Here is a 22,621-nt window from a genome sequence, read left to right on the forward strand (position 1 = left end):
GGAACGGTCAGGCTTCGATGCGCTGCAGCACGAAGACCGGGATCTGCCGGTCCGTGCGCTGCTGGTAGGTCGCATAATCCGGCCACACGGCCACGGCGCGGTCCCACCACGTCGCGCGCTCGTCGTCCGTGGCGACGTGGGCCTCGAAGTCGTGCCGCTCGGCCCCGTCCTGCAGCTCGACGTGAGGGTGTGCGACCAGGTTGTGGTACCAGACGGGATGACTCGGCGCCCCGCCCTTGGACGCCACCACGGCGTAGCTGCCGTCGTGCTCGACGCGCATCAGCGCCGTCTTGCGCAGCTTGCCCGACTTCGCACCGACGGAGGTGAGGACGATGATCGGCACGCCCTTCAGCTCGTTCGCCTCGGTGCCGCCGCTCGCCTCGTAGGTCTCGGCCTGCGTGCGCGCCCACTCCGAGGTGCTGGGCTCGTATTCGCCGGTCAGCGGCATGGTCACCGCTCCCGGGCGGTCGGTGATGCGGACCCGGTCGCGGGTGGCACGTTCTGCGGATCAGTCATGCCGCGACCCTAAAGGGAACGTCTGAGCCCGCGCCATCCGCGATCCGCACCGAGCTCAGTGCTCCCCGTTCCGGGTCGGCGCCGGGCGACCCCACTTCAGCACGACCAGGGCGATCACCGCGATGGCACCGAAGATGCCGGACGAGGTGAGGAACAGCATGTGGTAGCTGTCGAGCTGCGCCAGCGCCATCACCTGGCGCGTCGCGGGGCCGTGCGTGTCGCTGTACCGGGTAACGGCGGCGGCGGCCAGCGTGGAGAGCACCGCCGTACCGATCGATCCGCCCACCTGCTGGGAGGTGTTCACCATCGCGGAGCCGACGCCGGCGTCCCTGCGCTCGATCCCCGCGGTCGCGGTGTTGAAGGCGGAGGCGAACACGAGACCCATGCCGAGGCCGAGCACCACGAGGGCCGGCGGAATCGTCGTCCAGTACTCGCTGGTCAGGCTGACCCGGCTCAGCAGCAGCAGTCCGATGGCCCCGAGCACTGCGCCGACCACGATCATCGGCTTGGGCCCGACCCGCGGCAGCAGGTTCGGGGCGATCAGGGTCGACGTCAGCGCAATCGTGATCGGCATCGGCAGGAAACCGATGCCGGTCTGCAGTGGCGTGAAGCCGCGCAGGGTCTGCAGGTAGAACGCGAGGAATAGGAACACGCCGAAGAGGCCGGCGCCGGTGAGCGCGACCGCCAGATACGACCCGCCCCGGTTGCGGTCCAGCACCACGCGCAGGGGCAGCAGGGGATGCGTGACGCGGGTCTCGAGGATCACGAAGACGGCGAGCAGTACGACGCCGCCGATCAGTGTCACCAGGGTTCTCGGATCGCTCCAGCCGTCGGTCTCCGCCGAGGAGAAGGCATAGACGATGCCGACCAGACCGAGCGAGACGACCAGGGTCCCGGGCAGGTCGAGCTTGGGGCGGGTGCCCGCGGGCCCCTGCCGGCCGAAGAACACGAGCGCCCCCACGATGGCGAGCGCGGCGAAGGCGAGGTTGACGAACAGGCACCACCGCCACGACCAGTACTCCGTCAGCAGTCCGCCGAGCAGCAGGCCGACCGCGCCACCGGATCCGGCGACGGCACCGAACACGCCGAACGCCCGGGCGCGCTCCTTGCCTCCGGTGAACGTGGTGCTGAGCAGCGAAAGCGCCGCCGGGGCCAGCAGCGCCGCGAAGACGCCCTGGATCGCACGGCTCGTGACGAGCATGCCGAAGTTCTGGGCCGCCCCACCGAGCGCGGAGGCGGCGGCGAAGCCGACCAGACCGGTGATATAGGTGACCTTGCGGCCGAAGAGGTCCGACAGCCGGCCGCCGAGCAGCAGCAGGCCGCCGAAGGCGAGGGAGTAGGCGGTGACGATCCACTGACGCGAGTCGGACGCGAAGCCGAGGTCCCGCTGCGCGGTCGGCAGCGCGATGTTCACGATGGTCGCGTCCAGCACGACCATCAGCTGCGAGAGCGCCAGCACGGCCAGCACCCACCAGCGGTGCTCGGGACGAGCGCCCTGAGGGAGCTGCGAGCCGGTCTGCTGCGGGGCGGTCCGGTCCGGGGCCGGCGCCTGGGCGGCGACGGGTGCGGTCGGGGTGGATTCCACGATGGTGTCTGCCACGCAGATCTCCTTCGTTCGAGGCGGAGGGAGTCGGCGCGGCTGTGCGCTGGATCAGATGAGCATCCGCAGGGCAGAAGCCGCGCCGGGGGCGGGCTATTCCTCCTCGGCGCGAACCGACTCCGCTGTATCGAGAAGTTATATAGATCGGCGATATGATTGCGGGATGGCCGATCGAATGCCCTCCTCCGGTCTCACGGCGGAGCAGCACGCGCTCGGCGACGTGCTGGAGCAGGTCGCGGTCTGGCTCAAGCAGTCTCGATCCGCCGGGGTGTCCGCCACCAGCCTGTCCGTGCTGAACCGGCTTACCGACGCGGGGCCCCTGCGCATCACGGAACTCGCGTCGCGCGAAGGCGTGACCCAGCCGGCGATGACCACGCTCGTCGATCGCCTGCAGGAACGCGAGTGGGCGACGCGGACGGTCGACGCCGCCGACCGCCGGGCGACGCTCGTCGCGATGACCCCGGCGGGCCGCGACTACATCACCGCCCATCGTCGAGCCCGGGCCCAGATCATCGGCGATCGGATGGCGGCGCTCTCGCTCACCGATCAGCGGGCGCTCGGCGCGGCGCTGCCGGCGCTGCGCCGGCTGATGGTGCCACCGTCGCCCGCTCACGACGACCGCGCCGCCTCCGCCGGGAGCCGACCCCAGGAGGTCACCCGTGTCGGTGCATGACGTATCCGCATCCGCTCCACGGCAGGGTGAATCGAAGCGGCAGAGTCCGTTCAAGCAGCCGCGGGCGGTGTGGGCGGTGGCCTTCGCCTGCGTGGTGTCGTTCATGGGCATCGGCCTGGTCGACCCGATCCTGAAGACGCTCGCCGGGCAGCTGCACGCCTCCCCCGCGCAGGTGGAACTGCTGTTCACCAGCTATCTGGTCGTGACCGCTGTCGCCATGCTGGTGACAGGCTGGGTGTCGAGCCGCATCGGCGCCAAATGGACGTTGATCGCGGGTCTGATCCTGATCGTGATCTTCTCCGTCGCCGCTGGCAGCACGAACAGCATCGCGGGCATCGTCGGGTTCCGCGCCGGCTGGGGACTCGGCAACGCCCTCTTCATCGCGACCTCGCTCGCGGTGATCGTCGCTTCGGCCAGCGGCGGATTCGCGGGGGCGATCGTGCTCTACGAGACCGCCCTGGGCGTCGGGATCGCGGCCGGCCCGGTGATCGGCGGCACCCTGGGTTCGATCAGCTGGCGCGGGCCGTTCTTCGGGGTGGGCGCGCTGATGACCATCGCGCTGATCGCGACGATCTTCTTCCTGCCCCGCACTCCCCGGCCTGCGCGCAAGCAGCGACTCAGTGAGCCGCTGGCCGCCCTGAAGCACCGGGCGCTCGCGACCACCAGCGTCACGGGCCTGCTCTACAACTGGGGCTTCTTCACCCTGCTCGGCTACTCCCCGTTCCTGATGGGCATCGACAGCCCCATCCAGCTCGGGCTCGTCTTCTGCGGGTGGGGTCTGCTGGTCGCCGCGTTCTCGGTGTTCGGCGCACCGCGGCTGCAGCGCCGCTTCGGCACGGCGAAGACCCTTTACGTCAACTTCGCGCTCATGGCCGTGGACCTGGCGGTGATCGCGGTGTTCTCGACCGTGCCGGTCGTCGTGATCGTGTGTGTGATCATCGCCGGTGCGTTTATCGGAGTGAACAACACGCTGGTGACGACCGCCGTCATGTCCATCGCTCCGGTGGAGCGCCCGGTCGCGTCGGCGACCTACGGATTCGTGCGCTTCATCGGCGGCGGCCTGGCGCCCCTCGCCGCAGGTCAGATGGTGGAGTACATCGACCCGCAGGCGCACCTGCCGTTCTACCTGGGCGCCGGCACGGTCCTGCTGGCCGCGGTCGTGCTCAGTACGGTGCACAAGGCCCTGGGGGCTGCCGATCGCGGTGAGACGCCGCAGACGGCGCCGGCCGATCCGGTGGACGCCGATCCCGTGATTGCTGCGGAGCGCCGCGACCCGCTGCCGCAGGCGGTCACCATCGGCGACGCGGACTGACTCGACTCAGTTGGGCCGGCGCCGGCCGGCCGTGCGCCGCCACAGCCGTCGAACCGCACGACCGATGCGGCCCGAGCGCGACGTCGATGCGGAATCCAGTACCGGAGCGGGGTTCAGCGCACTCGACATCACCGAACTGGCCGTCACCGAATCGGCATCTACCGCGCCCTCCGGCCCCTCCCCGTTGAGTACGGCCGCGCCCCGCCGCCTCGCCCGCAACTCCTCCAGGGCCACGCCGACGGCGTCGGTCGCGCGGGCCTGGCGCACCTCGACCGGTTCGTCGACCCGGACCGACGGCGCGGTCCAGCCCTGCAGTCGCTGCTCGATGAGTTCTGCGACCTCGCCCCACGCGTCCAGCCGCGCCAGCTCGACCACCTGCCGCATCTCGTCCGGGTCGCCGATCACGGTTCGGATCCACGTCGCGAGCGCACCGTAGACCTCCTCCCGGCGCACCAGGTTGCCCACGTCGAGTGCTCGATAGTCGTGCTGATGCCGCCCGCGCCCGGCCAGAGTCTGCGCCGTGTCCTGCTCGTCGACCATGCGGGCGGCGGACTCCTCGGACTGCACCGCCACTTCGGTGAACAGCTCCCGGGCACGATCGGCGAGCCGCTCCCGATCGAATCGCAGGTAGTCGCGCAGCGCGTCGACGAGGATGCTGTTCTTCAGGGCGAGCCGGCAGCCGAAGCTGACGAGCTCGAGCCCCTCCAGCGCCTCGTCCTGCACCGTGGGATGCCGCAGGGTCGGTGCAGGGGCAGCGGCGGACGTGACGACCATGCCCCCACCCCCGGTTTCGCGTCTGATCCGGCCTGCGAATCGAACTCCCGATCGCGCCTCGGCGGTCTCCCATCCTCCTCGGGACCGACGGAGATCGCGCTCTTCCCCGTCGGGGGGTCGTCGATTACGTGGAACGTTCCCCTCTTCTTTTCCTTCCATTGAGTTGAATGATTAGAAGATGTGTACTAGTTTCAGGCTCTGGCCGACCCAGCCGAGATCCTTCTGCAGCACTCGCGTGCAGTGCAGTCGATCGCTGCCCGGGTACCTGGTGGTGTCGCGGGTCTCGGTTGTGCGCGTGATGCGGAGGTCGTCGCTCTGGTCGTGGCGGCGCAGGCGGTGGTGCGGTCGGCACAGGGCGTGCTCGCTGCTGCGTCGGGTGAGCTCGCCCGGCGGTCGCAGGGCGATGGTGACGCGTCCCTCGCCCGCCGGCTGGGCGAGAAGAGCGCGGTGCAGGTCGTCGCCAAGCAGGCGGGGGTGTCGCTGAACGAAGCGGCGCGGTTCGTGAAGGTCGGGGAGGCGACGACGCCGCAGGTGGCGCTGTCCGGGGAGGATCTTGCTCCGAAGCGTCCGCACATCGCTGCGGCCGTCGCTGCCGGAGCACTGTCGGTGGCGTCGGCGGAGTTGATCGAGCGGACCCTGTCCACGGTCGCCGACACGCTGTGGGCCGATCAGGCGGACGCACTGGAGCGGATGCTGGTCGAGAAGGCGGTCTCGAACACGTGGTCGGTGGCGGACTTCACCGCGTACTGCCGCCGCATCCCGAACACTCTCGACCCCGACGGGGCCGAGCCACGCGAGAACGATCTCCGCGGCAAGGCCTATATCCGGGCGACGCAGTTGGACACCGGGATGCTGCGGATCGTGATGGAACTCGACCCCGAGCGGGCCGGGTTCTGGCTGGCCGCGATGCGTGCCCGCACGAACCCCCGACGTGCCGGACTGGCCACGGTGGATGTGAACACGGGCGGTGAGAGCACGGCTGCCGAGAACGCGAGTGTCGAGAACCTGGGCGGCGCGAGCCTGGGCGGCGGCGCGAGCCCAGTGTCGGAGTCATTGAACGTGACTCCGTTCGCTCGACCCGTCGACCCCAGCCAGCCGCCGCCGATGCAGGCGAGACTCGACGCGCTCACCGCGATCCTCCGCGATTCCCTGCGCGCCGACGGGGGCCGCAACGCCGGAGTCGACACGACGATGCTGGTCCGCATCGACCTGACCGACCTGCGATCCGGGCTCGGCACCGCCACGATCGACGGGGTGCAGGAGCCGATCTCCGCCACGACCGCCAGACGCCTCGCCGTCGACGCTGACCTCATCCCGCAGGTCTTCGACGGCAGGTCCGTGCTGCTGGATCAGGGCGAGTCGAAATGGGTCTTCACGAAGCAGCAGCGCTACGCGATCCTCGCTCTGTACGCCGGCTGCGTGTTCCCGAAGTGCGACGTCCCCGGCTCGATGGCCGAGATCCATCACATCGGACCGTGGGCGACTCGGTCCCAGCATCGCAAGGGAACCGACCTGCTCAACGGCGTCCCCTTATGCGGGTTCCACAATCGCCTCATGGAACAGGGCTGGGAGCTGTCCTTCGACGACGACCGCATCCCCTGGTTCACACCACCACCACATGTCGACCCCACCCGCACCCCGGTCCGCGGCGGACATCTCGCCCACCTACACGCCGCCTGACGTGGTGCGCTCTGGATCGGGAGACCTCTGGCACACACGGAATGCGGGTCCGGATCACATCGGTCGTGATGAGGATCGACGCGTGGATGGCGACGGAGTCGCGTTCCACGGGCGGGACGGTCGACTCGCCGCTCACGCGGGGACGGGAGCGCAGCTACTCGATAGGGGCGGGTTCGTCCCACGGGAAGGGCGGGCCCGCGTCGAAGATCCGCCAGACCTCGGCTTCCGCACGAGCCAGCTCCTCCGCACCCCGTGCGAAGGCGACGTCCGTGATCGCGTCGTCGAGCTGCTGCCAGGTGCCGTTGTCGGAGAGGCTGTAGTGCTCGAGACGAGCGGTCCTGAGCAGGCTCTTCACCTCTGCTCGGCTCGCCCACCCCGCATCCGCAACCCGCACCGCCCACCCTTCCCGAACTCCGCACCGTAGGCCGGGATCGGACAGCTTGCAGCAGGTCCGTCCCAAAAGATGAAGGGCCGTCCAGTGGACGACCCTCTCGCTTCGGTGCGCCCGAAGGGATTCGAACCCCCAACCTTCTGATCCGTAGTCAGATGCTCTATCCGTTGAGCTACGGGCGCCAGATCGGTCCTGAAACCGACCGGAGCACACTACCAGCCCGACGCGCGGGGCTTCTCGGGTCAGCGGCCGGCGCGCGACCATTCCAGCAGCCGCTCCACTGGCCAGGTCGTGACGATGCGGTGCACTGGCACCGCGTTCGCAGCGGCACGTTCGGCGCCGTAGCGCAGGAAGTCGAGGTGGCCCGGCGCGTGCGCGTCGGAGTCGATGCTGAACAGACAGCCGGCATCGATGGCCAGGCGTACGAGGTCGTCGGGCGGGTCCTGCCGCTCCGGACGCGAGTTGATCTCGACCGCCACGTGGTGCTCGGCGCAGGCGGCGAAGACCCGCTGAGCGTCGAACTGCGACTGCGGACGGGTGCCGCGGCCGCCCTCCACCAGCCGGCCCGTGATGTGTCCGATGACATTCGTGCGGGGGTCGGTGATGGCGCCCAGCAGCCGCCGGGTCACGGTCGACTCGTCCGCGCGCAGGTGGGAATGCAGGCTGGCCACGACCACGTCGAGCCGGTCGAGCAGTTCGGGCTGCTGGTCCAGTGCGCCGTCGTCCAGGATGTCCACCTCGATACCCGACAGCAGGCGCACGCCCCCATCGCCCGCGTTGATCTGGTCGATGTTGATCTGGTCGACCAGGTCGAGTTCGGCTGCGAGCCGGTCCGCCGACAGTCCGTTGGCGATCGTCAGGTTCGGCGAATGGTCGGTGAGCGCCAGATAGTCGCGGCCGAGGGCCGCCGCCGCCTGCACCATCGTCTGTACGGAAGTGGTGCCGTCGGACCAGTCGCTGTGGGTGTGCAGGTCGCCGCGCAGCTGGGCGAAGAGCGCCGTGCCGGCGTCGGAGAACGTCTCGGCCGCCGCGTGGTCGCGCAGGTTCTGCAGGTAGTCGGGCACGCCGCCGGCGAGGGCCTGCTGCACGACCTCCAGGCTGCGGCCGCCGATCCCCTTCATCGCCTTCAGGCGGCCGTCGCGAGCGCGGGCGGCGAGCTCCCGCTCACTCAGGGAAGCGAGTGCAGCGGACGAGCGGCGGAACGCCTGCACCTTGAAGACGGGCGCCCGCTCCCGCTCGAGCCAGAAGGCGATCTCGCTCAGCGCCTGGATGGGATCCACGCGTTGATTCTCCGCGAGCAACAGACACCGGGCGTACAGCGGAGGACCATCGACCACCCCACCGGTCCATCACGAGAACATACGAGCCGCCGACAGCCTGCCGTCGGCAAACTGTCCAGATGACAGTGCTGACGATCCAGGAGACCTCACGGCAGACCGGGCTCAGCGAGCCGACGCTGCGGTATTACGAGGAGGTCGGGCTGATCGGACCGGTCGCGCGAGACGACAGCAGCGGCCATCGCCGCTACCGCGAGAGCGATGTCGACGCGCTGCAGGCGCTGGCTTGTCTGCGGGCGATGGGCGTCGGCATCATGGAAATGCGCACGTACCAGGCCAACCGCGCGCTCGGGCATGCTGCGGCCGGCGATCAGCGCGACATCCTGCTGCGGCATGCCGAGCGGGTTGAATTGGAGATCGCGACGCTGCATGTGCATCTCGAGTACCTGCGCCGCAAGTCAGCGCTCTGGGATGCCCGCGACCGGGGCGACGCGGTCGCGGAGGCGGCAGCGCAGCTGCGAGTGAACGAGATCCTGCCTGAGTTGAGACACCTGATGCGCGAGAGGTTGACCTCAAGCGGTTGAGGTCTGTTCTGCTGGGGCCATGACTCCTTCAGACAACAACCTCGTCCTCGTTACCGGCGGCTCCGGCTACCTCGGCACCCGCGTCGTCGCGGACCTCCTCCAAACCGGCACTCGTGTTCGTGCCACCGTGCGCTCGCTTGAGAGCGAAACCGCGCTCCGCGAAGCAGTACGACGCGGCGGGGGTGACGACGCCGGGCTCGACCTGGTGATCGCCTCACTGACGGAGGACGCCGGGTGGGATGCCGCGGCATCCGGTGTCGACGGCGTCTACCACCTCGCCTCGCCGATGACCCATGCCACGGAGGACCCGGAGCTCGTGGTCACCCCTGCGCGCGACGGCGCCCTGCGCGTGCTGGGCGCTGCCGTTCGGGCCGGCGTGCCGCGCGTCGTACTGACCTCCTCGTTCGCGGCGGTCGGCTACTCGCCGAAGCCCTTGAATGCCGACGGCGCGCGGGAGTACGACGAGAGCGACTGGACCGACCCCGACATGTCCGGGCTGCCGGCCTACCCGCGTTCGAAGGCGGTCGCTGAACGCGCCGCCTGGGACTTCATCGCAGCGGAAGGCGGCGACACGCGGCTGGTCGTGCTCAACCCGACCTGGATCGCCGGGCCGACGCTGACGTCCGACCCGCGGTCGTCGCTGCAAGCCTTCGCGGGCATGTTCGGCGGGCACATGCCGCTTGCGCCGCGGCAGCGGTTCGGGATCGTCGACGTGCGGGACGTGGCATCCGCCCACCTGGCCGCGATGGTCACCCCGGACGCCGCTGGCAAGCGCTACCTGCTGCTCGCCGACGGACCCTCCACCACCTGGCTCGGAGTCGCGGCGGTGCTGCGCGAGCACTTCGGCGCTCTGGCCGAGAAGGTGCCGACCGAGGAGGCTCCCGGCGATGAGCTGCCCCCGCTCGTGATCCACAACGAGCGCGCGAAGACGGAACTCGGGTTCGCGCCTCGCCCACGCGAGACGACGATTGTCGAGACCATCGAGAACATGCTCAAGCAGGGAATGCTCGGCTGACGATCCGCGGCGCGGCCGCAACGAAGAGGGCGGGACGGTGGTAGTACCAACCCCGTCACCGTGCTCCGGATTTGGATTCTTGATCTTCGTGCGGAGACGGAGGGATTTGAACCCTCGGAACCCGTGAGGGTTCTCCACCTTAGCAGGGTGGTGCACTCGACCGGACTATGCGACGTCTCCCGGTGCACGCGAGCATAGCCGTCGGCGCTGCGGCGGCCACACCCGAGTCGGGCGTCTCGGGCGGTGCCTCTTCGCATGGGCAGACGAACGGAGCCGCCGGCGCACATCGGAGGTTCGGAGGTGTCGACGCTGTCGCTAGCATTGATCGCACCCCGCTGCCGACGCCTCCCGCTGGACCGGCACCGTCGGGGCTCTCTTCGGGTCGCACCCCAGCCCGGTACGAAGTCTCATTGGTCGACCGTTCGGGCCGTCGTCTGGTGAGATCAGGGGGGCCGTTGGACTGCACATGGGTATGCAGGCCCGGCGGTCCTCCGCCCTTGCTCTGCACTCGCTCGGCGTTTGCTCCGCCCTGCTCACCCGAGAGGCTGGTCAGCGGAGGGGGTGGTCAGCGTCTGCCGAGGGCGTTGCCGACGGAGCAGGACGATTCGCTGGCAGGCTGCCCGAGCACGCCCGAGGGCAGGGTGACGGTTGAGGACTTGCCGCTGGACGAGGGCGACGGGGACGGGCTCGTGGATCCGCTGGGTGATGTGGAGGAATCGGCGGTCGAGCCGACCGCATCGCCCTTGGGCGCATTGCTCAGCTTGAGGGTCTTGTCCTGCTTGATGGCCTGCATCAGGGTGTCTGCCGCATCGGTGTTGGGGACGACGCCGTCACCCTGGACCGCCGTCGGGTACTGCACGAAGACCACCTTGTCCAGGTCGATGGGTGCCAGCGCCCGGCCGATGGAGACCATGGTGTCCACGTTCGCGATGCTGCTGGACAGCGTCATGCTGGTCGATGCGGTACTGGCGATGCCGTACAGCTTGGTGAGGTCGGTCAGGGTCGACCGCTGCTTCAGCTTGCGGACCAGCGACGACAGGAACACCTGCTGCGAACTGATGCGGGTCAGGTCGCTGCCGTCGCCCACACCGTGGCGGGTACGCAGGAACTTCAGCGCCGTCGCGCCCTGCAGCGTGTGCTCGCCCTTGGTCAGGTGCAGTTCGGTGTAGTCGTCGTTGATGGGGCTCGCGACGCAGACCGGCACCCCGCCGACGGCGTTCGACATCTCGACGACGCCGTCGAACGTGATCATCGCGACGTACGGGATCTTGATTCCGCTGAGATTCGCGATGGTGTCGCGAATGCAGCCGATGCCGCCGTAGCTGAGTATCGAGTTCAGCTTGACGTTCGATTCCGGCTGCAGCATCTGTCCCGGATTCTTCGGGTCCGTGCATGCCGGAACGCTCACATACGTGTCGCGCGGGAAGCTGACGACGTACGCCTTGGTGTGATCGTCGCTGATGTGCAACAGGATGTTGACGTCGTTCAGGGCGCTGCCCGGGTCGGAGCCGTAGTGGCCCTTCTGGCCCGTCCGGGTGTCGTCACCGACCAACAGCAGGTTCACCGCCCCCGAGTAGGCGCCGATGGTGGGGATGTCGGACTTCTTGTCGGGCAGGACGAATTGGCGGGCCTGCACGTTGTTGTTCAGGCTTCCGTAGACGATCGCGGCCAGCGAGACGCCGGATACCAGCACGACGCAGAGCGCGACGGCGATGAACTTGGCCACCGCAGCCGCAGGGTTCGGGACGCGCAGCCGTCCGTGCCGGGCGACCGGAGTACCCGGTCGGAGGCCGCGCCCGTCGCTCAACGGTCCTCGCCTCTCCGCCGTCCTCTGACTGGTCGTCGCTCTGACTCGGCCGTGGCTGAGAGTGCAGCCGTACCTCTGACTGGGGAGGGCCGGCCGCGCCTCGCGCAACTACGGTCGATCGGGCAACTCGCCCGACGACGTCGGCACTGTGTGCGCATTGACGTGTGCGCATTGTAACGACGGCAGCCATGGCCGGACCCCGCCCTGGCACTGCACGCCCCCGACCACCACCACGCAGACCACCCCCAGAAGCGGTCACACCGGAGCAACCCGGTGTGACTTCCAACGACCGGGAAGGCGCGCATGGCACCCATCGTCTCCGCCGTCCTGGCCCTGAGCTTGACCGCCGGCATCGGCTGGGCGCCGGCGGATGTACCGGCGACGACACCCACCTCGTCCGCGAGCGCACCGGCGGCACCCGCTCCTGGGCCGACTCCGCCGACGCCCGTCCCCGCTCCGACTCCGATTCCCATTCCGACTCCGACGCCGACCCCGACGCCGACGCCGACCCCGACTCCTCCGTCCGCACCGGTGCTCGCGACACCGATCGCACTGTCGATGAACAAGCTGGTCGGCAACTCCGCGTCGGTGCGCACCGTCACGGTGCACGGGACCGATCTGCAGAACGTGACCGAGGTGCTCGTCGGCGATCAGGTGGCGCTGAACCTGACGCCGGTCAGCCCCGACACCATGCGGTTCCAGGTGGGAACCGCACCCACCTTCCAGCCGGGGACAGCGGCCATCACGCTCGTCTCGGCCGACTGGGCCCTCGTGCCGACGCCGCTCAAGTTCCAATGGGTGGTCCACACGAAGCGGGACCGCGAGATGCAGTACGCGGGCCTGCACTGGAACGTCACCGCGAACGTGCGGTTCGGCTTTTTGAAGGGGATCGACTGCGCCAACTTCGTCAGCCAGCTGCTGCTGGCCCGCGGATGGAAGCAGTCGTCGGCCTGGTGGAATCATTACCGCACGACGAAGGCGTACAGCGCCACGTGGGTCTCCTCAACCGCCATGAGCACCTGGCTGCGCAGTCGCACCGACCTGGCGACCCGCCTGGCCTGGAGCGGACGCGATCAGGTGGTGGTGGGCGACATCGTGCAGTTCAACTGGGACGGCAAGGGGCGCGGATGGGAGCACACGGCCGTCGTCTCGAAGGTGATCGTGCTGCCGACCGGCGTGCACGACATCTATTACACGGCCCACACCTCCGCCCGACTGTTCGGTGGCAGCCTGGCCGCGATCCTGGCCTCCAAGACCTACCGGCACGCCAGGATCCAGTTCTTCCACCTACTGAAGTAGGCGGCCGGCTCGGTACGGGCTACTTCTCGGCGGTCTCGATCACCACATCGACCTCGTCGCCAACCTGCTTGTGCAGGGAGCGCAGGACCCCCGCTTTCACCGGCAGCTTGTGCGTGCCGTCGCCGAGCGCCATGAACGTGGTGGCGAATGGCACGCCGTCCATCGTGCCGGTCACCCTGACCCGGCCGCCCGTGCCGAAGAAGTCGGCCGAGCCGTCCATCACCACGTAGGTCCAACCCCGCTCGGCGGGCGACTTGCGCAGGGGCGCCGAGAAGCGGGCGAGCATCAGCGGCCTGCGAGGTGACGCGTGTCCATGCCGGCGACCATAGCCCCGGCTCCCGGCCGATCGGCGAGGGCAGCCGCGGTGCTCATCGCCCGCGCACCGTCAGCGAAGCCCCGGCGGTACCGTGCTGATGTGAAACGGAACACCTGGCAGCGCGCGGCGGTGCGCGAGGCGCTGGAGCCTCGCGACGACTTCATCAGCGCCCAGGACCTGCACACGGTGCTGAAGCAGGCCGGATCCACGATCGGACTGGCGACGGTGTACCGCGCCCTCGCCGACATGACCGCGGAGGGCGAGGCGGACGCGCTGCAGTCGCCCGACGGCGAGAACCGCTACCGGTCGTGCAGCACCGTCGCTCATCATCACCACCTGATCTGCCGATCATGCGGCCGGGCGGTCGAGATCGAGGCGGATGCCATCGAGGAGTGGGCGGCCGCCACCGCCGCCCAGCACGGCTTCGCGCGCCCGCAGCACGTGGTCGACGTATTCGGTACGTGCAGCACCTGCGTGCAGGCCGAGGAGCGCGCCCTCGCGAACGCCGCCCGCTGACGCTCCTCCGCTGTATCAGGCGTGGTCGACCACTTCGTACAACTCCAGGGGCAGCCCGTCGGGGTCGTGGAAGAAGGCGAAGGCCGCCCCGGTGTGCTCGTCGATGCGGATCGGCTCGCACGGGACGCCGTGCTCGGTCAGCTCGAGGACCGCAGCAGCGACATCGGGAACGGCGAACGCGAGGTGCCGAAGGCCCGTCGCCTCGGGCCAGGTCGCCCGCGGTGGCGGATCCGGAAACGAGAACAGCTCGATCGAGTACCGACCGGCCACGTCCAGATCGCACATCCACGAGTCCCGCTCCGAACGGAAGACCTCGTTGCGCACGGTCAGCCCCAATACCTCCACATAGAAGGCACGCGATCGCGCGTAGTCGGAGGCGATGACCGCGACGTGATGAACGGCGAGCAGGTGCATGCGGCACATGCTGCCAGGCGTGGGCGCCCGGATCAGCCGGGTATTCCCCAGCCGACGATCAGCCGGATCGTGCACGATCAACGATCGGTGATGGAGCCGACCAGCGGCTCCCCGGCGAGAGGCGGCGGTGCCCGGGTGACCCGTACGCTCACCGAATCGCCCGAATCGCCCGGATCGCCCGGATCACCCGGATCACCCGAGGCTGCGGCCCCCACCCGCCGCATGCTGGCCGATCACATCTACGACACCGTGCTCGAGCTGCTCGTCGATGGCGAGTTGCCCGCCGGCGGGGTGCTGAACATCGACGCACTCGCCCGCCGCTTCGCCGTGTCGCAGACCCCGGTGCGCGAGGCCCTGGCCCGACTCGAGTCCACCGGCCTCGTGCATCGCACCGCGCTGAAGGGCTACCGGGCAGCCCCGATGACCACACCCGGCGAACTGGAACGTCTCATGCAGGCGCGCCTGCTTCTGGAGCCGCCGCTCGCCGAGCTGGCGACCCGGCGCCTGGACCACCGGGTCGACGCCGCGCTGCAGACAGCGGTCGACGACCTGGCCGCCGCTCCGCTCGGACCCTCGTTCCACGACTTCCGGCAGTACTGGGAGGCGGACGAGCGCTTCCACCGCACCATCGCCCGGGCCGCTGGCAACGAGTTCCTGCTCAGCGCCTATTCGGCGATCGGCGGCCAGATCCAGCGCTTCCGGCTCTTCGGCGGTGCCGGCGTCACCGACTCCGCGCACTGCATCGAGGAGCACCGGCGGGTGCTCGACTCGCTGCGCAGCGGCGACGGACGTGTCGCCCGCAGAGCGATGGCGGCCCACATCGACGATGCACGCGTCCGCGCGTTGGCCTCGTTCGATGCGAACCGGGCGGCGACAGCGAACAGCTCGACGACAGCGGATCAGAACGGAGACGAACGATGAGCAACGACTTGACGACCTCGGACGTGACCCCGGACGTGGCACCGAGCGTGCAGAGGATCGAGATCGCACCCGGCGTGCTGATCCCTCAGATCGGCCTCGGCGTGTTCCAGGTTCCCGCGGACGAGGCGCAACGCGTCGTCGAAGACGGGCTGGCCGCCGGCTACCGCCACATCGATACCGCGGCCGCCTACGTGAACGAGGAGGGAGTCGGCGCGGCAGTTCGGGCGAGCGGTCTGCCCCGCGAGGAGGTGTTCATCACCTCCAAGCTGCGCAACGGCGACCAGGGCCACGACTCCACCCGCCGGGCGTACGCGGAGACCTGCAAGCGGCTCGGCGTCGACCGCCTTGACCTGTATCTGATCCACTGGCCGTACCCGTCGAAGGGTCTGTTCGAGCAGAGCTGGCAGGCGCTGCAGGAACTCGAGGCCGAGGGCGCGGTACGCGCGGTGGGTGTCTCCAACTTCCTGCCCGAGCACCTGGACGCCATCGCTCGTCACGGCGGACGGCCGCCCGCGGTCAACCAGATCGAGCTGCACCCCACCTTCCAGCAGCCGGAGGTCGCGGCCGCGAGCCGAGCGCTCGGCAGCGTGGTGGAGGCCTACTCCCCACTCGGCCAAGGAGCCGACCTGACCGCCGGCGCGGTGGTGGACGCCGCTACCGCGCACGGCGCCAGCGCCGCCCAGGTGATCCTCGCCTGGCACCTGGCCCGTGGTCATGTCGTGATTCCCAAGTCTGCGAAGCCCGAGCGCATCGCCGAGAACCTCGCCGCCGCCGACCTGCGGCTGTCCGCCGCCGAGATCGACTCGATCACCGGGCTGGATTCGGACGAGCGGATCGGCGGCGACCCCGCCACGTTCGCGCTCAGCCAGATGCGCTGAGCGCGCTGCTCACAGCCCGACCCCTCCCTCCGACGACCCCCACCCCTCCGCCGAACATTCCGACCCAGCCAGTCCCGATCCTCGAGTCCCGATGGAGTGACCACGATGAGTACCGCCACCAACGCGCCCACTGCCGGCGCCGCCGAGCCACCGACCCGATCCCAGTTGCGCACCGTCATCCTGGCGGCGTCGTTCGGCAACCTCGTGGAGTGGTTCGACTTCACCACCTACGGCCTGCTCGCGATGACGATCGCGGCGCACTTCTTCACGGCGTCCGGTACCGGCGGCGGCGGTACGGCGCTGCTGCTGGCCTTCGCCACCTTCGGGGCCGGCTTCGTGGCTCGGCCGCTCGGCGGCATCCTGATCGGGCTCTTCGGCGACCGCAAGGGCCGCAAGCCCGCGCTGCTGCTGTCGATCACCCTGATGGGCGCCTCGACCGCCGTCGTCGCGATCCTGCCAGACCAGAAGACGATCGGCCTGGCCGCCCCGATCCTGCTGGTGTTGGCCCGGCTGGTGCAGGGCGCGGCGGCGGGCGGCGAGTGGGGCGGAGCCGCCTCGTTCCTGGTCGAATGGGCGCCGAATCAGCGCCGCGGCCTGTTCGGCAGCTTCCACACCGCCACGATCTTCGTGGGCACGCTCGTCGGCTCGCTCGTGATCGCGGGACTGACCGCGCTCCTCAGGGAGGATGTGATGGACGACTGGGGCTGGCGCATCCCGTTCGCCATCGGCGGCCTGCTGGCGCTCATCGCGATACCGGTACGGCTGAAGGCCGAGGAGACGCCGATCTTCCGTGACGAGGTCGAGTCGGCGGCGAAGAAACCAGTGCCCGACGTCGTGGACGGCGGCACGATGACTCGCGGCGGGCTGGTCAAGCGCCTCGCCTTCATCTTCTGCCTGGTCGGCATGCAGTCGGCGGCCGTCTACACCTTCACCAGCTACTTCCCGTCGTTCGTCCAGCAGTACACGAAGGACGGCGCCGAGAAGGTCGGCTCCGGGGCCGCCCTCTTCTCGAACGCGCTCGCCAGCGTCGTCGTGATCGTGGTGGTGATCGCCTCCGGCAGGATCTCAGACCGCATCGGCCGCAAACCGGCGATGGTGCTCAGCTGCCTGCTCGTGCTGGTACTGCCGTATCCCCTGATCTCGCTGGCCGTCGCCGCCGACAGCCTCGCCCTCACCGTGCTGGTGCAGAGCGTGCTGGCGGCGTCCGTCGCCCTGTTCCTCGGCTGCCTTCCCGTGGTGCTCGTGGAGTCGATCCCGGCCCGGGTGCGCGTGGCGGGGCTCAGCACCAGCTACAACATCGCCTCGGCGGTGTTCGGCGGCTTCGCTCCGCTGATCGCCGGCGGACTCGTCGCCGCCACGGGCGCGCCGCCGACCGCCGCGCTCTGGACCGTGTTCGCGGCCGCCATCTCCACCGTCGCCGTCTTCTTCTTCAAGGAGAGCCGGGGCAACCCGCTCTCCTGAGCGACCCACCGTTCGTCCCGCCACATCCGGCAAACCCGCGATCAGCCCGCGATCGACAACGCCATCGACAACGCCATCAAGAAGGAGCAGTTCATGAGCACAGCCACGTTCCCGGAACGCCGCACCGCGATCGTCACCGGCGTCGGCGCCCCACGCGGCATCGGCCGGGTCGTCGCACGACGGCTGGCGTCGGAGGGCTGGAGCGTCGGTCTCGTCGACATCAGCGAGGACGGTGTGCGCGAGTTCACCGAGCAGCTGCGCGGTGAGGGCGTGGACGCGGTCGGTGTGCCGACCGACATCACCTCCCCCGACTCCGTGCAGGCCGCGATGGAGGTGTTCGACACACAGCTGCCGCCCGTGGTCGGGCTCGTGAACCTCGCGGGGATCCCCAGCCCCACGCCGCTGCTCGAACTCGGACTGAACGAGTGGAACCGCACCATGGCTGTGAACGCCACCGGAACCCTCGTGATGATGCAGGCGGCCGGACGCCGGATGGTCGAGACCGGCGTCGGCCGCATCGTGAACATCTCGTCCATCACCGCGATCGACGGCGGCGGCACCTTCTCCAAGTCCGGCTACGCGGCGGCGAAGGCGGCAGTGCAGGGGCTGACGCGCGGCGGCGCGCGCGAGCTGGGCCCGCTCGGCATCACGGTGAACTGCATCCTGCCCGGCCCGATCGACACCGACATCATGGGCGGCAAACTGACCGACGAGCGCAAGGCCGGGATGTCGGCCGACATCCCGGTCGGCCGGGTGGGCCAGCCCGACGACATCGCCGCGACGATCGCGTTCCTGCTGTCCGAGGGCGCGGCCTTCGTGAACGGCGCGAACATCAACGTCGACGGCGGCAAGCACATGCACTGATCGGCCGAGGTCGCTCCGGTCGAGCACTGCGCCCTACCGGTCGGCGTACTCGCGATCGATGAAGGACGCCATCCCCGGCACGGTGTAGGCGACGACTCCATGCTCGGGCGCGTATATGAGCCCTTTGGCGATTAGGCTCGCTCGCACGGGCCCGAAGCTAGCGGGTCGCCGACCGAGTCTGGACGCAACCTCCCCCGATCCGCTGCCCTCGTCGCCATCGACCGCCATCGCCCGCAGATACACCTTCTCCTTCGCAGTGGCCCGATCCCAGCGCGCACGGAAGAAGCCGGCGTCGAGCGCGGCCCTGCCCGCTGCGGCACCTGCTCTCGCGTCAGCGAGGTCGATCGGATCGGCCAGCGCACCATCCCACGTGGCTTGACCGTACTGCTGCAGGAAGTACGGGTAGCCCCTGCTCTGCGTCGCGATCAGCTCGAGCGCATCCGGCGCCCAGCGCACGGCCTCCGCCAGCGCGGGCTCGACGAGTGCGTCGCGCGCCAGGTGCGGCTCGAGCGCCTCGACGAGCTCGTAATCGAAACGCTCGGAATACGACTTCGCCTCCGCGAGGATGCGGGGCAGGCTGGGCAGGCCCGCGAACGCGAAGAGCACCGCCCAGTCGTCCTGACCTGCGGCGTGGGCGATCGCGCAGAGCGCCGTGATCTCGTCGGCCCGGAGGTCTTGGGTCTCGTCGATCAGGATCGCCAACCCGCGGCCCTCCTCGGCGGCCGCCGCCGCGACGTCGCGGACGACCTTGCGCAGGTCCGTCTCGATCGTGCCGGTGTCGGCGCCTCCTCCGGCGACCTCGGACAGGTCCACGCCGAAGTTCCACGTCCCGGCGGTGTCGTAGGAAGCCTTGAAGCTGAGCGCCGTCTTCAGTGCCTGCAGCAGCCGGCGACCGGCCGAGGGTCGCGCGAGGTCGGCCAGGGGATCGTGCAGCGCCTCACCGAGGGCCTCCCGAAGCGTGCGGTCCGCACCGGCCTCCACCTGCGCAACGATCCAGTTCCGGTCCGCCGCTGTTCGCCGGAAGTCCGAGAGCAGCACCGTCTTGCCGACACCGCGGAGTCCGTACAGAACGACGGGCTGCGGGCTGCGGCCGAGCTCCACCCGCTCGAGCACTGTCTGCCAATTCGCGCGCTGACGATCCCGGCCGATCAGGGCGGCAGGCTTTCGGCCCGCTCCCGGCGAGTACGGGTTCCGAACCGGGTCCACGACCGAAGTGTATCGAAATCTAGAGACGTATACAGAAAATTTACACCGTGCTAGATCTCTATAGATTCATCACCGAGCTGATACAACATCGGTTCGTCAGTAGCAGCGACGCGGTTCAGTGGCCGAACGTCACCGTTCGCCCGTACCGGAGTGGGATCCGACGTCGATCAGGAGCTTGATGATGGATTCCGCCGGATCCGCCAGCGCCTCGAACGCCGCCGGAACGGACTCGAGCGGGACGGTCCGCGAGATGAGCGGTTCGACCCGGATGAGGCCGGAGGCGAGTCGTTCGACCGCGACCGCCACGTCGTCGTCCCACATATGAGCAGCCGAGCCCATGACCGTCTTCTCCTGGACGACGAGGTCGAGCTCGTCGAAGGGTTCATCGGCGGGCGGCACGCCGAGCAGGACCGCCGTTCCACCGCGGCGCACCAGCCGGACGGCCTCGCGGGCGACTCCCGGGGCACCGGAGCACTCCACGACGACGTCCACGCCTCGCTCCGGGAAGATGAGCGACAGGGCCGCTCGACGCGCCGGTTCGTCGGCCGCCCAGACGGCGCGCACGCCGATGGCGCTCGCGATGTCGCGCCGGGCCCCGCTCGGTTCCAGCACCACCACCGGAGTGGCGCCGGCGCCCGCGAGCACCTGCGCGGTGAGGAGCCCGATCGTGCCGCCGCCGACGACGACCGCGCCGCGGCCGAGGAGCGGTCCGAGCTTTCGGGCCGCCCGGATCGCGACGGCGGCGGGTTCGGCGAACGCGGCGTGCTGCAGCGGCAGCTCGGCCGGGACCGGGATCAGCCGGGACGCCCGGCCCGGCACGTACTCCGCCAGGCCGCCGTCGACGTGCTGGCCGGTCACGACGAGCCGGGGGCACAGTCCTTCCTCATGCCGCCGGCACCAGAAGCAGGTGCCGCATCCGGTGACGACATCGACGACGACCGGGGTCCCCACGGCGGGTCCGGACCCGTCACGCGCCGCCTCGGCGACGACTCCGACGATCTCGTGGCCGAGCACGACCGGCGGTCGGATCACGACCGGCCCGTGCAGGTACTCCTCCAGGTCGCTGCCGCACAAGCCGGTCCAGGCGACCCGCACCAGCGCCTCGTCGTCGCGCACCGCCGGGACCGGCAGGTCGACGAGCGTCACCGCGCGCGGCGCCGACCAGTGCGCCGCGCGCATCGTCCTACCGTCCGGCAAGCGACCCGCCGATCCCCCCGACACTGAAGTACCGGTTCAGGGTCGCGAACAGGATCGCGGGTGGCAGCAGCATCACGACCGAGACGGCCATCACGGATCCCCAGTCGGCCGCGTTCTGCTGGAAGAAGGTCTCGAGGCCGATCGGCAGCGTGAACTTCTCTGCACTGCGCAGGAAGATCAACGCGACCAGGTAGTCGTTCCAGGCGAGCAGGAACGAGAAGATCGCGGTGGACAGCACGCCCGGAAGCGAGTTGCGGACGATGATGCGCAGGAACGAGCCGAAGACCGAACTGCCGTCGACCCAGGCCGCCTCCTCCAGGGTGACCGGGATCGTGTCGATGTACGCCGCCATCATCCACGTCGCCACGGCGACCGTGCCGCCGACATACACGATCGTGATCCCGAACAGGTTGTCCGCGAGTCCGAAGTTCGCAAACAGGATGAACAACGGGATGATCGAGGTGATGACCGGCAGCGACTGCACGACGAAGAGCAGCAGCGAGTACCCGGACACCGCGCGGCTTCGACCGCGCGACAGGACGTAGCCCGCCGGCGCCGCGACGATGACGGACACGGCGACCGTCGCTACGGTGACGAGCAAGCTGTTCAAGAGCCACCGCACCACGTCGGTCGTCCCGAACACGTGCGCGAAGTTCTCGAAGGTGAACCCGCTCGTCGACGAGGAGCGCGCGCCGGGCTGCACCGAGAGCAGCAGGATGACTGCCAGCGGGATCAGCACGACGGCCGTCACCACGACCAGGATGGCGAAATAGCCCCAGCGGCCCCGGATGTGATCCGGCCGGTGCCGGCGCCCGACCTTCTGCTGCGTCGTCGTTCGCACCGCGGTGCTGCCGGCCTGCTGGATCGTGGTCATTCGGTTTCCACCTTCTGGATCTGACGGAACAGGAAGACGGAGATGAGGACCAGCACCACCGTCATGAGGAACGCGATCGCCACACCGGGTCCGGTCTGGAAGTCCTGGAACACGGTGCGGTACGCGAGCACGATCAGCGAGGTCGTCGCGTTCACCGGTCCGCCGCCGGTGAGCAGGAAGATCGTCGGGAAGTCGTTCACGCTGAAGATCGTCATGAGGATCCAGCTGATGTACGTGGATCTGGCGATCATGGGCAGCGTGATCTGCGTGAGCTGCTGCCACCTGGTCGCACCGTCCATCCCGGAGGCCTCGTACACGCTGGGGTCGACCGCCGCGAGCGCCGCGGACGTCATGAGCATCATGAACGGGAAGCTGACCCACACCTTGAAGATGCAGACGAGGATCGCGGCCAGGGTGGGATCGGCCAGGAAGGTCGGGCTGCCCAGCCCGAGCGCTCTCGCGATGGTGGGAATGGGACTCTCGCTCGTCGCCACCAGCCAGTTCCAGGCAGTCGCCGAAACCACGATCGGCACGACCCAGGGCAGCATGAGCAGCACCTTGAAGGTCGCGGAGCCGGGGGCCTTCACGCGGAGCAGGAGTGCGAGCGCGAGGCCGATCAGCCAGCTGCCGAACACGCCCACCAGGGTGAAGACGACCGTGAACAGAGCTGCGCTCCAGAACCTCGGCTGCGTGACCACGTCGATGTAGTTCGCGAGACCGACGAAGTTGCCCGCGGTGATCAGCGAGCCGTCCTGCACCGACTGGAAGAACCCGTAGAGCAACGGGTACCCGTTGACGAGGACCAGCAGCAGCACGGACGGCACGACGAGCACCAGGAGCGTCAGGCGACTCGCGGCCGGCGCGCCGCGGCGCCGGATCGTGCTGCCCGTGCCACCGGCACCCTGCGGGGCGGATGCGCCGGCGACGCCGACGCCCGCAAGAGCGCGCCGGAACCCGGTGGGCGGTCGCTCTCCGCCCACCTTCGTATCTGAGGAGGTCATCGAGATCCTTTCGTCGGCAGAGCATTCCTGGGGGGAAGAAGCAGT

Annotated in this window: 23 protein-coding genes and 2 tRNA genes; 11 read left to right on the top strand and 14 right to left on the bottom strand. The window is 69.3% G+C overall.

Features of this window, described 5'->3' with window-relative positions:
• Positions 1-7 precede the first annotated feature (7 nt).
• Positions 8-448 (bottom strand): nitroreductase family deazaflavin-dependent oxidoreductase, encoded by a 441-nt coding sequence (locus ACFE7H_RS08565; protein ID WP_375400813.1) that lies wholly within the window; start codon positions 446-448, stop codon positions 8-10.
• 123 nt (positions 449-571) lie between these two features.
• Positions 572-2,116, bottom strand: coding sequence for an MFS transporter (locus ACFE7H_RS08570; RefSeq protein ID WP_375400814.1), 1,545 nt, complete (start codon positions 2,114-2,116; stop codon positions 572-574).
• 163 nt (positions 2,117-2,279) lie between these two features.
• Here ACFE7H_RS08570 and ACFE7H_RS08575 point away from each other — a divergent pair, with 163 nt between their 5' ends.
• Positions 2,280-2,789 carry a MarR family winged helix-turn-helix transcriptional regulator gene (locus ACFE7H_RS08575; RefSeq protein ID WP_375400815.1) on the top strand — a complete coding sequence of 170 codons (510 nt, stop codon included), beginning with the start codon at positions 2,280-2,282 and terminating at the stop codon, positions 2,787-2,789.
• The gene (locus tag ACFE7H_RS08580) at positions 2,782-4,101 is read left to right on the top strand and encodes an MFS transporter (protein ID WP_375400897.1); all 1,320 of its coding nucleotides are present in this window, start codon (positions 2,782-2,784) and stop codon (positions 4,099-4,101) included. Before ACFE7H_RS08575 ends, ACFE7H_RS08580 begins: the two co-directional genes overlap by 8 nt.
• Before the next feature lie 6 nt (positions 4,102-4,107).
• On the opposite strand, the gene ACFE7H_RS08585 is transcribed toward ACFE7H_RS08580, so the two are convergent.
• Positions 4,108-4,875 (bottom strand): hypothetical protein, encoded by a 768-nt coding sequence (locus ACFE7H_RS08585; protein ID WP_375400816.1) that lies wholly within the window; start codon positions 4,873-4,875, stop codon positions 4,108-4,110.
• A 240-nt stretch (positions 4,876-5,115) separates the two neighbouring features.
• On the opposite strand from ACFE7H_RS08585, the gene ACFE7H_RS08590 reads away from it, so the two are divergent.
• On the top strand, positions 5,116-6,555 hold the full coding sequence (locus ACFE7H_RS08590) for a DUF222 domain-containing protein (RefSeq protein WP_375400817.1): 1,440 nt from the start codon (positions 5,116-5,118) through the stop codon (positions 6,553-6,555).
• Between the two features lie 154 nt (positions 6,556-6,709).
• Here the strand turns inward: ACFE7H_RS08590 and ACFE7H_RS08595 are convergent, their stop codons facing one another.
• The 3 genes from ACFE7H_RS08595 to ACFE7H_RS08605 all read right to left on the bottom strand — a co-directional run bounded on the left by ACFE7H_RS08595 (position 6,710) and on the right by ACFE7H_RS08605 (position 8,226).
• Complete coding sequence (locus tag ACFE7H_RS08595) at positions 6,710-6,949, bottom strand: hypothetical protein (protein ID WP_375400818.1); 240 nt, start codon at positions 6,947-6,949, stop codon at positions 6,710-6,712.
• Between the two features lie 106 nt (positions 6,950-7,055).
• Positions 7,056-7,128, bottom strand: a tRNA-Arg gene (locus ACFE7H_RS08600).
• A gap of 60 nt (positions 7,129-7,188) precedes the next feature.
• Complete coding sequence (locus ACFE7H_RS08605) at positions 7,189-8,226, bottom strand: PHP domain-containing protein (RefSeq protein WP_375400819.1); 1,038 nt, start codon at positions 8,224-8,226, stop codon at positions 7,189-7,191.
• Between the two features lie 119 nt (positions 8,227-8,345).
• Between ACFE7H_RS08605 and ACFE7H_RS08610 the strand changes: the two genes are divergently transcribed.
• On the top strand, positions 8,346-8,807 hold the full coding sequence (locus ACFE7H_RS08610) for a MerR family transcriptional regulator (RefSeq protein ID WP_375400820.1): 462 nt from the start codon (positions 8,346-8,348) through the stop codon (positions 8,805-8,807).
• A 19-nt stretch (positions 8,808-8,826) separates the two neighbouring features.
• On the top strand, positions 8,827-9,822 hold the full coding sequence (locus ACFE7H_RS08615; RefSeq protein ID WP_375400821.1) for an NAD-dependent epimerase/dehydratase family protein: 996 nt from the start codon (positions 8,827-8,829) through the stop codon (positions 9,820-9,822).
• Positions 9,823-9,913: 91 nt separating this feature from the next.
• On the opposite strand, the gene ACFE7H_RS08620 is transcribed toward ACFE7H_RS08615, so the two are convergent.
• Together ACFE7H_RS08620 and ACFE7H_RS08625 are read right to left on the bottom strand one after the other, a co-directional pair.
• Positions 9,914-10,002 (bottom strand) — tRNA-Ser (locus tag ACFE7H_RS08620).
• A 385-nt stretch (positions 10,003-10,387) separates the two neighbouring features.
• Positions 10,388-11,548 (bottom strand): LCP family protein, encoded by a 1,161-nt coding sequence (locus tag ACFE7H_RS08625; RefSeq protein WP_375400822.1) that lies wholly within the window; start codon positions 11,546-11,548, stop codon positions 10,388-10,390.
• 384 nt (positions 11,549-11,932) lie between these two features.
• Between ACFE7H_RS08625 and ACFE7H_RS08630 the strand changes: the two genes are divergently transcribed.
• Positions 11,933-12,928, top strand: coding sequence for an amidase domain-containing protein (locus ACFE7H_RS08630; RefSeq protein WP_375400823.1), 996 nt, complete (start codon positions 11,933-11,935; stop codon positions 12,926-12,928).
• 19 nt (positions 12,929-12,947) lie between these two features.
• Here the strand turns inward: ACFE7H_RS08630 and ACFE7H_RS08635 are convergent, their stop codons facing one another.
• Positions 12,948-13,214, bottom strand: a complete 267-nt coding sequence (locus ACFE7H_RS08635) for a DUF1905 domain-containing protein (RefSeq protein WP_375400824.1) — start codon at positions 13,212-13,214, stop codon at positions 12,948-12,950.
• Positions 13,215-13,343: 129 nt separating this feature from the next.
• On the opposite strand from ACFE7H_RS08635, the gene ACFE7H_RS08640 reads away from it, so the two are divergent.
• The gene (locus ACFE7H_RS08640; RefSeq protein WP_375400825.1) at positions 13,344-13,760 is read left to right on the top strand and encodes a Fur family transcriptional regulator; all 417 of its coding nucleotides are present in this window, start codon (positions 13,344-13,346) and stop codon (positions 13,758-13,760) included.
• A 15-nt stretch (positions 13,761-13,775) separates the two neighbouring features.
• On the opposite strand, the gene ACFE7H_RS08645 is transcribed toward ACFE7H_RS08640, so the two are convergent.
• On the bottom strand, positions 13,776-14,174 hold the full coding sequence (locus tag ACFE7H_RS08645) for a VOC family protein (RefSeq protein WP_375400826.1): 399 nt from the start codon (positions 14,172-14,174) through the stop codon (positions 13,776-13,778).
• 135 nt (positions 14,175-14,309) lie between these two features.
• Between ACFE7H_RS08645 and ACFE7H_RS08650 the strand changes: the two genes are divergently transcribed.
• The 4 genes from ACFE7H_RS08650 to ACFE7H_RS08665 all read left to right on the top strand — a co-directional run bounded on the left by ACFE7H_RS08650 (position 14,310) and on the right by ACFE7H_RS08665 (position 18,298).
• Positions 14,310-15,095 carry a GntR family transcriptional regulator gene (locus ACFE7H_RS08650; RefSeq protein ID WP_375400827.1) on the top strand — a complete coding sequence of 262 codons (786 nt, stop codon included), beginning with the start codon at positions 14,310-14,312 and terminating at the stop codon, positions 15,093-15,095.
• On the top strand, positions 15,092-15,973 hold the full coding sequence (locus ACFE7H_RS08655; RefSeq protein ID WP_375400828.1) for an aldo/keto reductase: 882 nt from the start codon (positions 15,092-15,094) through the stop codon (positions 15,971-15,973). Before ACFE7H_RS08650 ends, ACFE7H_RS08655 begins: the two co-directional genes overlap by 4 nt.
• Positions 15,974-16,078: 105 nt before the next feature.
• On the top strand, positions 16,079-17,434 hold the full coding sequence (locus tag ACFE7H_RS08660) for an MFS transporter (protein ID WP_375400829.1): 1,356 nt from the start codon (positions 16,079-16,081) through the stop codon (positions 17,432-17,434).
• Between the two features lie 93 nt (positions 17,435-17,527).
• Positions 17,528-18,298, top strand: coding sequence for an SDR family NAD(P)-dependent oxidoreductase (locus ACFE7H_RS08665; RefSeq protein ID WP_375400830.1), 771 nt, complete (start codon positions 17,528-17,530; stop codon positions 18,296-18,298).
• A 33-nt stretch (positions 18,299-18,331) separates the two neighbouring features.
• On the opposite strand, the gene ACFE7H_RS08670 is transcribed toward ACFE7H_RS08665, so the two are convergent.
• The 4 genes from ACFE7H_RS08670 to ACFE7H_RS08685 form a co-directional block, all read right to left on the bottom strand.
• Positions 18,332-19,504: an ATP-binding protein gene (locus ACFE7H_RS08670; protein ID WP_375400831.1), complete on the bottom strand. Its 1,173-nt coding sequence runs from the start codon at positions 19,502-19,504 to the stop codon at positions 18,332-18,334.
• 129 nt (positions 19,505-19,633) lie between these two features.
• On the bottom strand, positions 19,634-20,683 hold the full coding sequence (locus ACFE7H_RS08675; RefSeq protein WP_375400832.1) for a zinc-binding dehydrogenase: 1,050 nt from the start codon (positions 20,681-20,683) through the stop codon (positions 19,634-19,636).
• A gap of 4 nt (positions 20,684-20,687) precedes the next feature.
• On the bottom strand, positions 20,688-21,575 hold the full coding sequence (locus ACFE7H_RS08680; protein WP_375400833.1) for a carbohydrate ABC transporter permease: 888 nt from the start codon (positions 21,573-21,575) through the stop codon (positions 20,688-20,690).
• Complete coding sequence (locus ACFE7H_RS08685) at positions 21,572-22,576, bottom strand: carbohydrate ABC transporter permease (protein ID WP_375400834.1); 1,005 nt, start codon at positions 22,574-22,576, stop codon at positions 21,572-21,574. The genes ACFE7H_RS08680 and ACFE7H_RS08685 overlap by 4 nt, the downstream gene beginning before the upstream one ends.
• Between the last annotated feature and the right edge of the window lie 45 nt (positions 22,577-22,621).

The sequence above is a fragment of the uncultured Amnibacterium sp. genome (assembly GCF_964250715.1).
Classification (GTDB): Bacteria; Actinomycetota; Actinomycetes; order Actinomycetales; family Microbacteriaceae; genus Amnibacterium.

Excerpts from the sequence above, each read along its gene's own strand:
- ACFE7H_RS08565 (WP_375400813.1), bottom strand. The coding sequence starts at position 448 with ATGCCGCTGACCGGCGAATACGAGCCCAGCACCTCGGAGTGGGCGCGC.
- ACFE7H_RS08575 (WP_375400815.1), top strand. The coding sequence starts at position 2,280 with ATGGCCGATCGAATGCCCTCCTCCGGTCTCACGGCGGAGCAGCACGCG.
- ACFE7H_RS08585 (WP_375400816.1), bottom strand. The coding sequence starts at position 4,875 with ATGGTCGTCACGTCCGCCGCTGCCCCTGCACCGACCCTGCGGCATCCC.
- ACFE7H_RS08610 (WP_375400820.1), top strand. The coding sequence starts at position 8,346 with ATGACAGTGCTGACGATCCAGGAGACCTCACGGCAGACCGGGCTCAGC.
- ACFE7H_RS08615 (WP_375400821.1), top strand. The coding sequence starts at position 8,827 with ATGACTCCTTCAGACAACAACCTCGTCCTCGTTACCGGCGGCTCCGGC.
- ACFE7H_RS08630 (WP_375400823.1), top strand. The coding sequence starts at position 11,933 with ATGGCACCCATCGTCTCCGCCGTCCTGGCCCTGAGCTTGACCGCCGGC.
- ACFE7H_RS08635 (WP_375400824.1), bottom strand. The coding sequence starts at position 13,214 with ATGCTCGCCCGCTTCTCGGCGCCCCTGCGCAAGTCGCCCGCCGAGCGG.
- ACFE7H_RS08645 (WP_375400826.1), bottom strand. The coding sequence starts at position 14,174 with ATGCACCTGCTCGCCGTTCATCACGTCGCGGTCATCGCCTCCGACTAC.
- ACFE7H_RS08655 (WP_375400828.1), top strand. The coding sequence starts at position 15,092 with ATGAGCAACGACTTGACGACCTCGGACGTGACCCCGGACGTGGCACCG.
- ACFE7H_RS08660 (WP_375400829.1), top strand. The coding sequence starts at position 16,079 with ATGAGTACCGCCACCAACGCGCCCACTGCCGGCGCCGCCGAGCCACCG.
- ACFE7H_RS08665 (WP_375400830.1), top strand. The coding sequence starts at position 17,528 with ATGAGCACAGCCACGTTCCCGGAACGCCGCACCGCGATCGTCACCGGC.
- ACFE7H_RS08675 (WP_375400832.1), bottom strand. The coding sequence starts at position 20,683 with ATGCGCGCGGCGCACTGGTCGGCGCCGCGCGCGGTGACGCTCGTCGAC.
- ACFE7H_RS08680 (WP_375400833.1), bottom strand. The coding sequence starts at position 21,575 with ATGACCACGATCCAGCAGGCCGGCAGCACCGCGGTGCGAACGACGACG.
- ACFE7H_RS08685 (WP_375400834.1), bottom strand. The coding sequence starts at position 22,576 with ATGACCTCCTCAGATACGAAGGTGGGCGGAGAGCGACCGCCCACCGGG.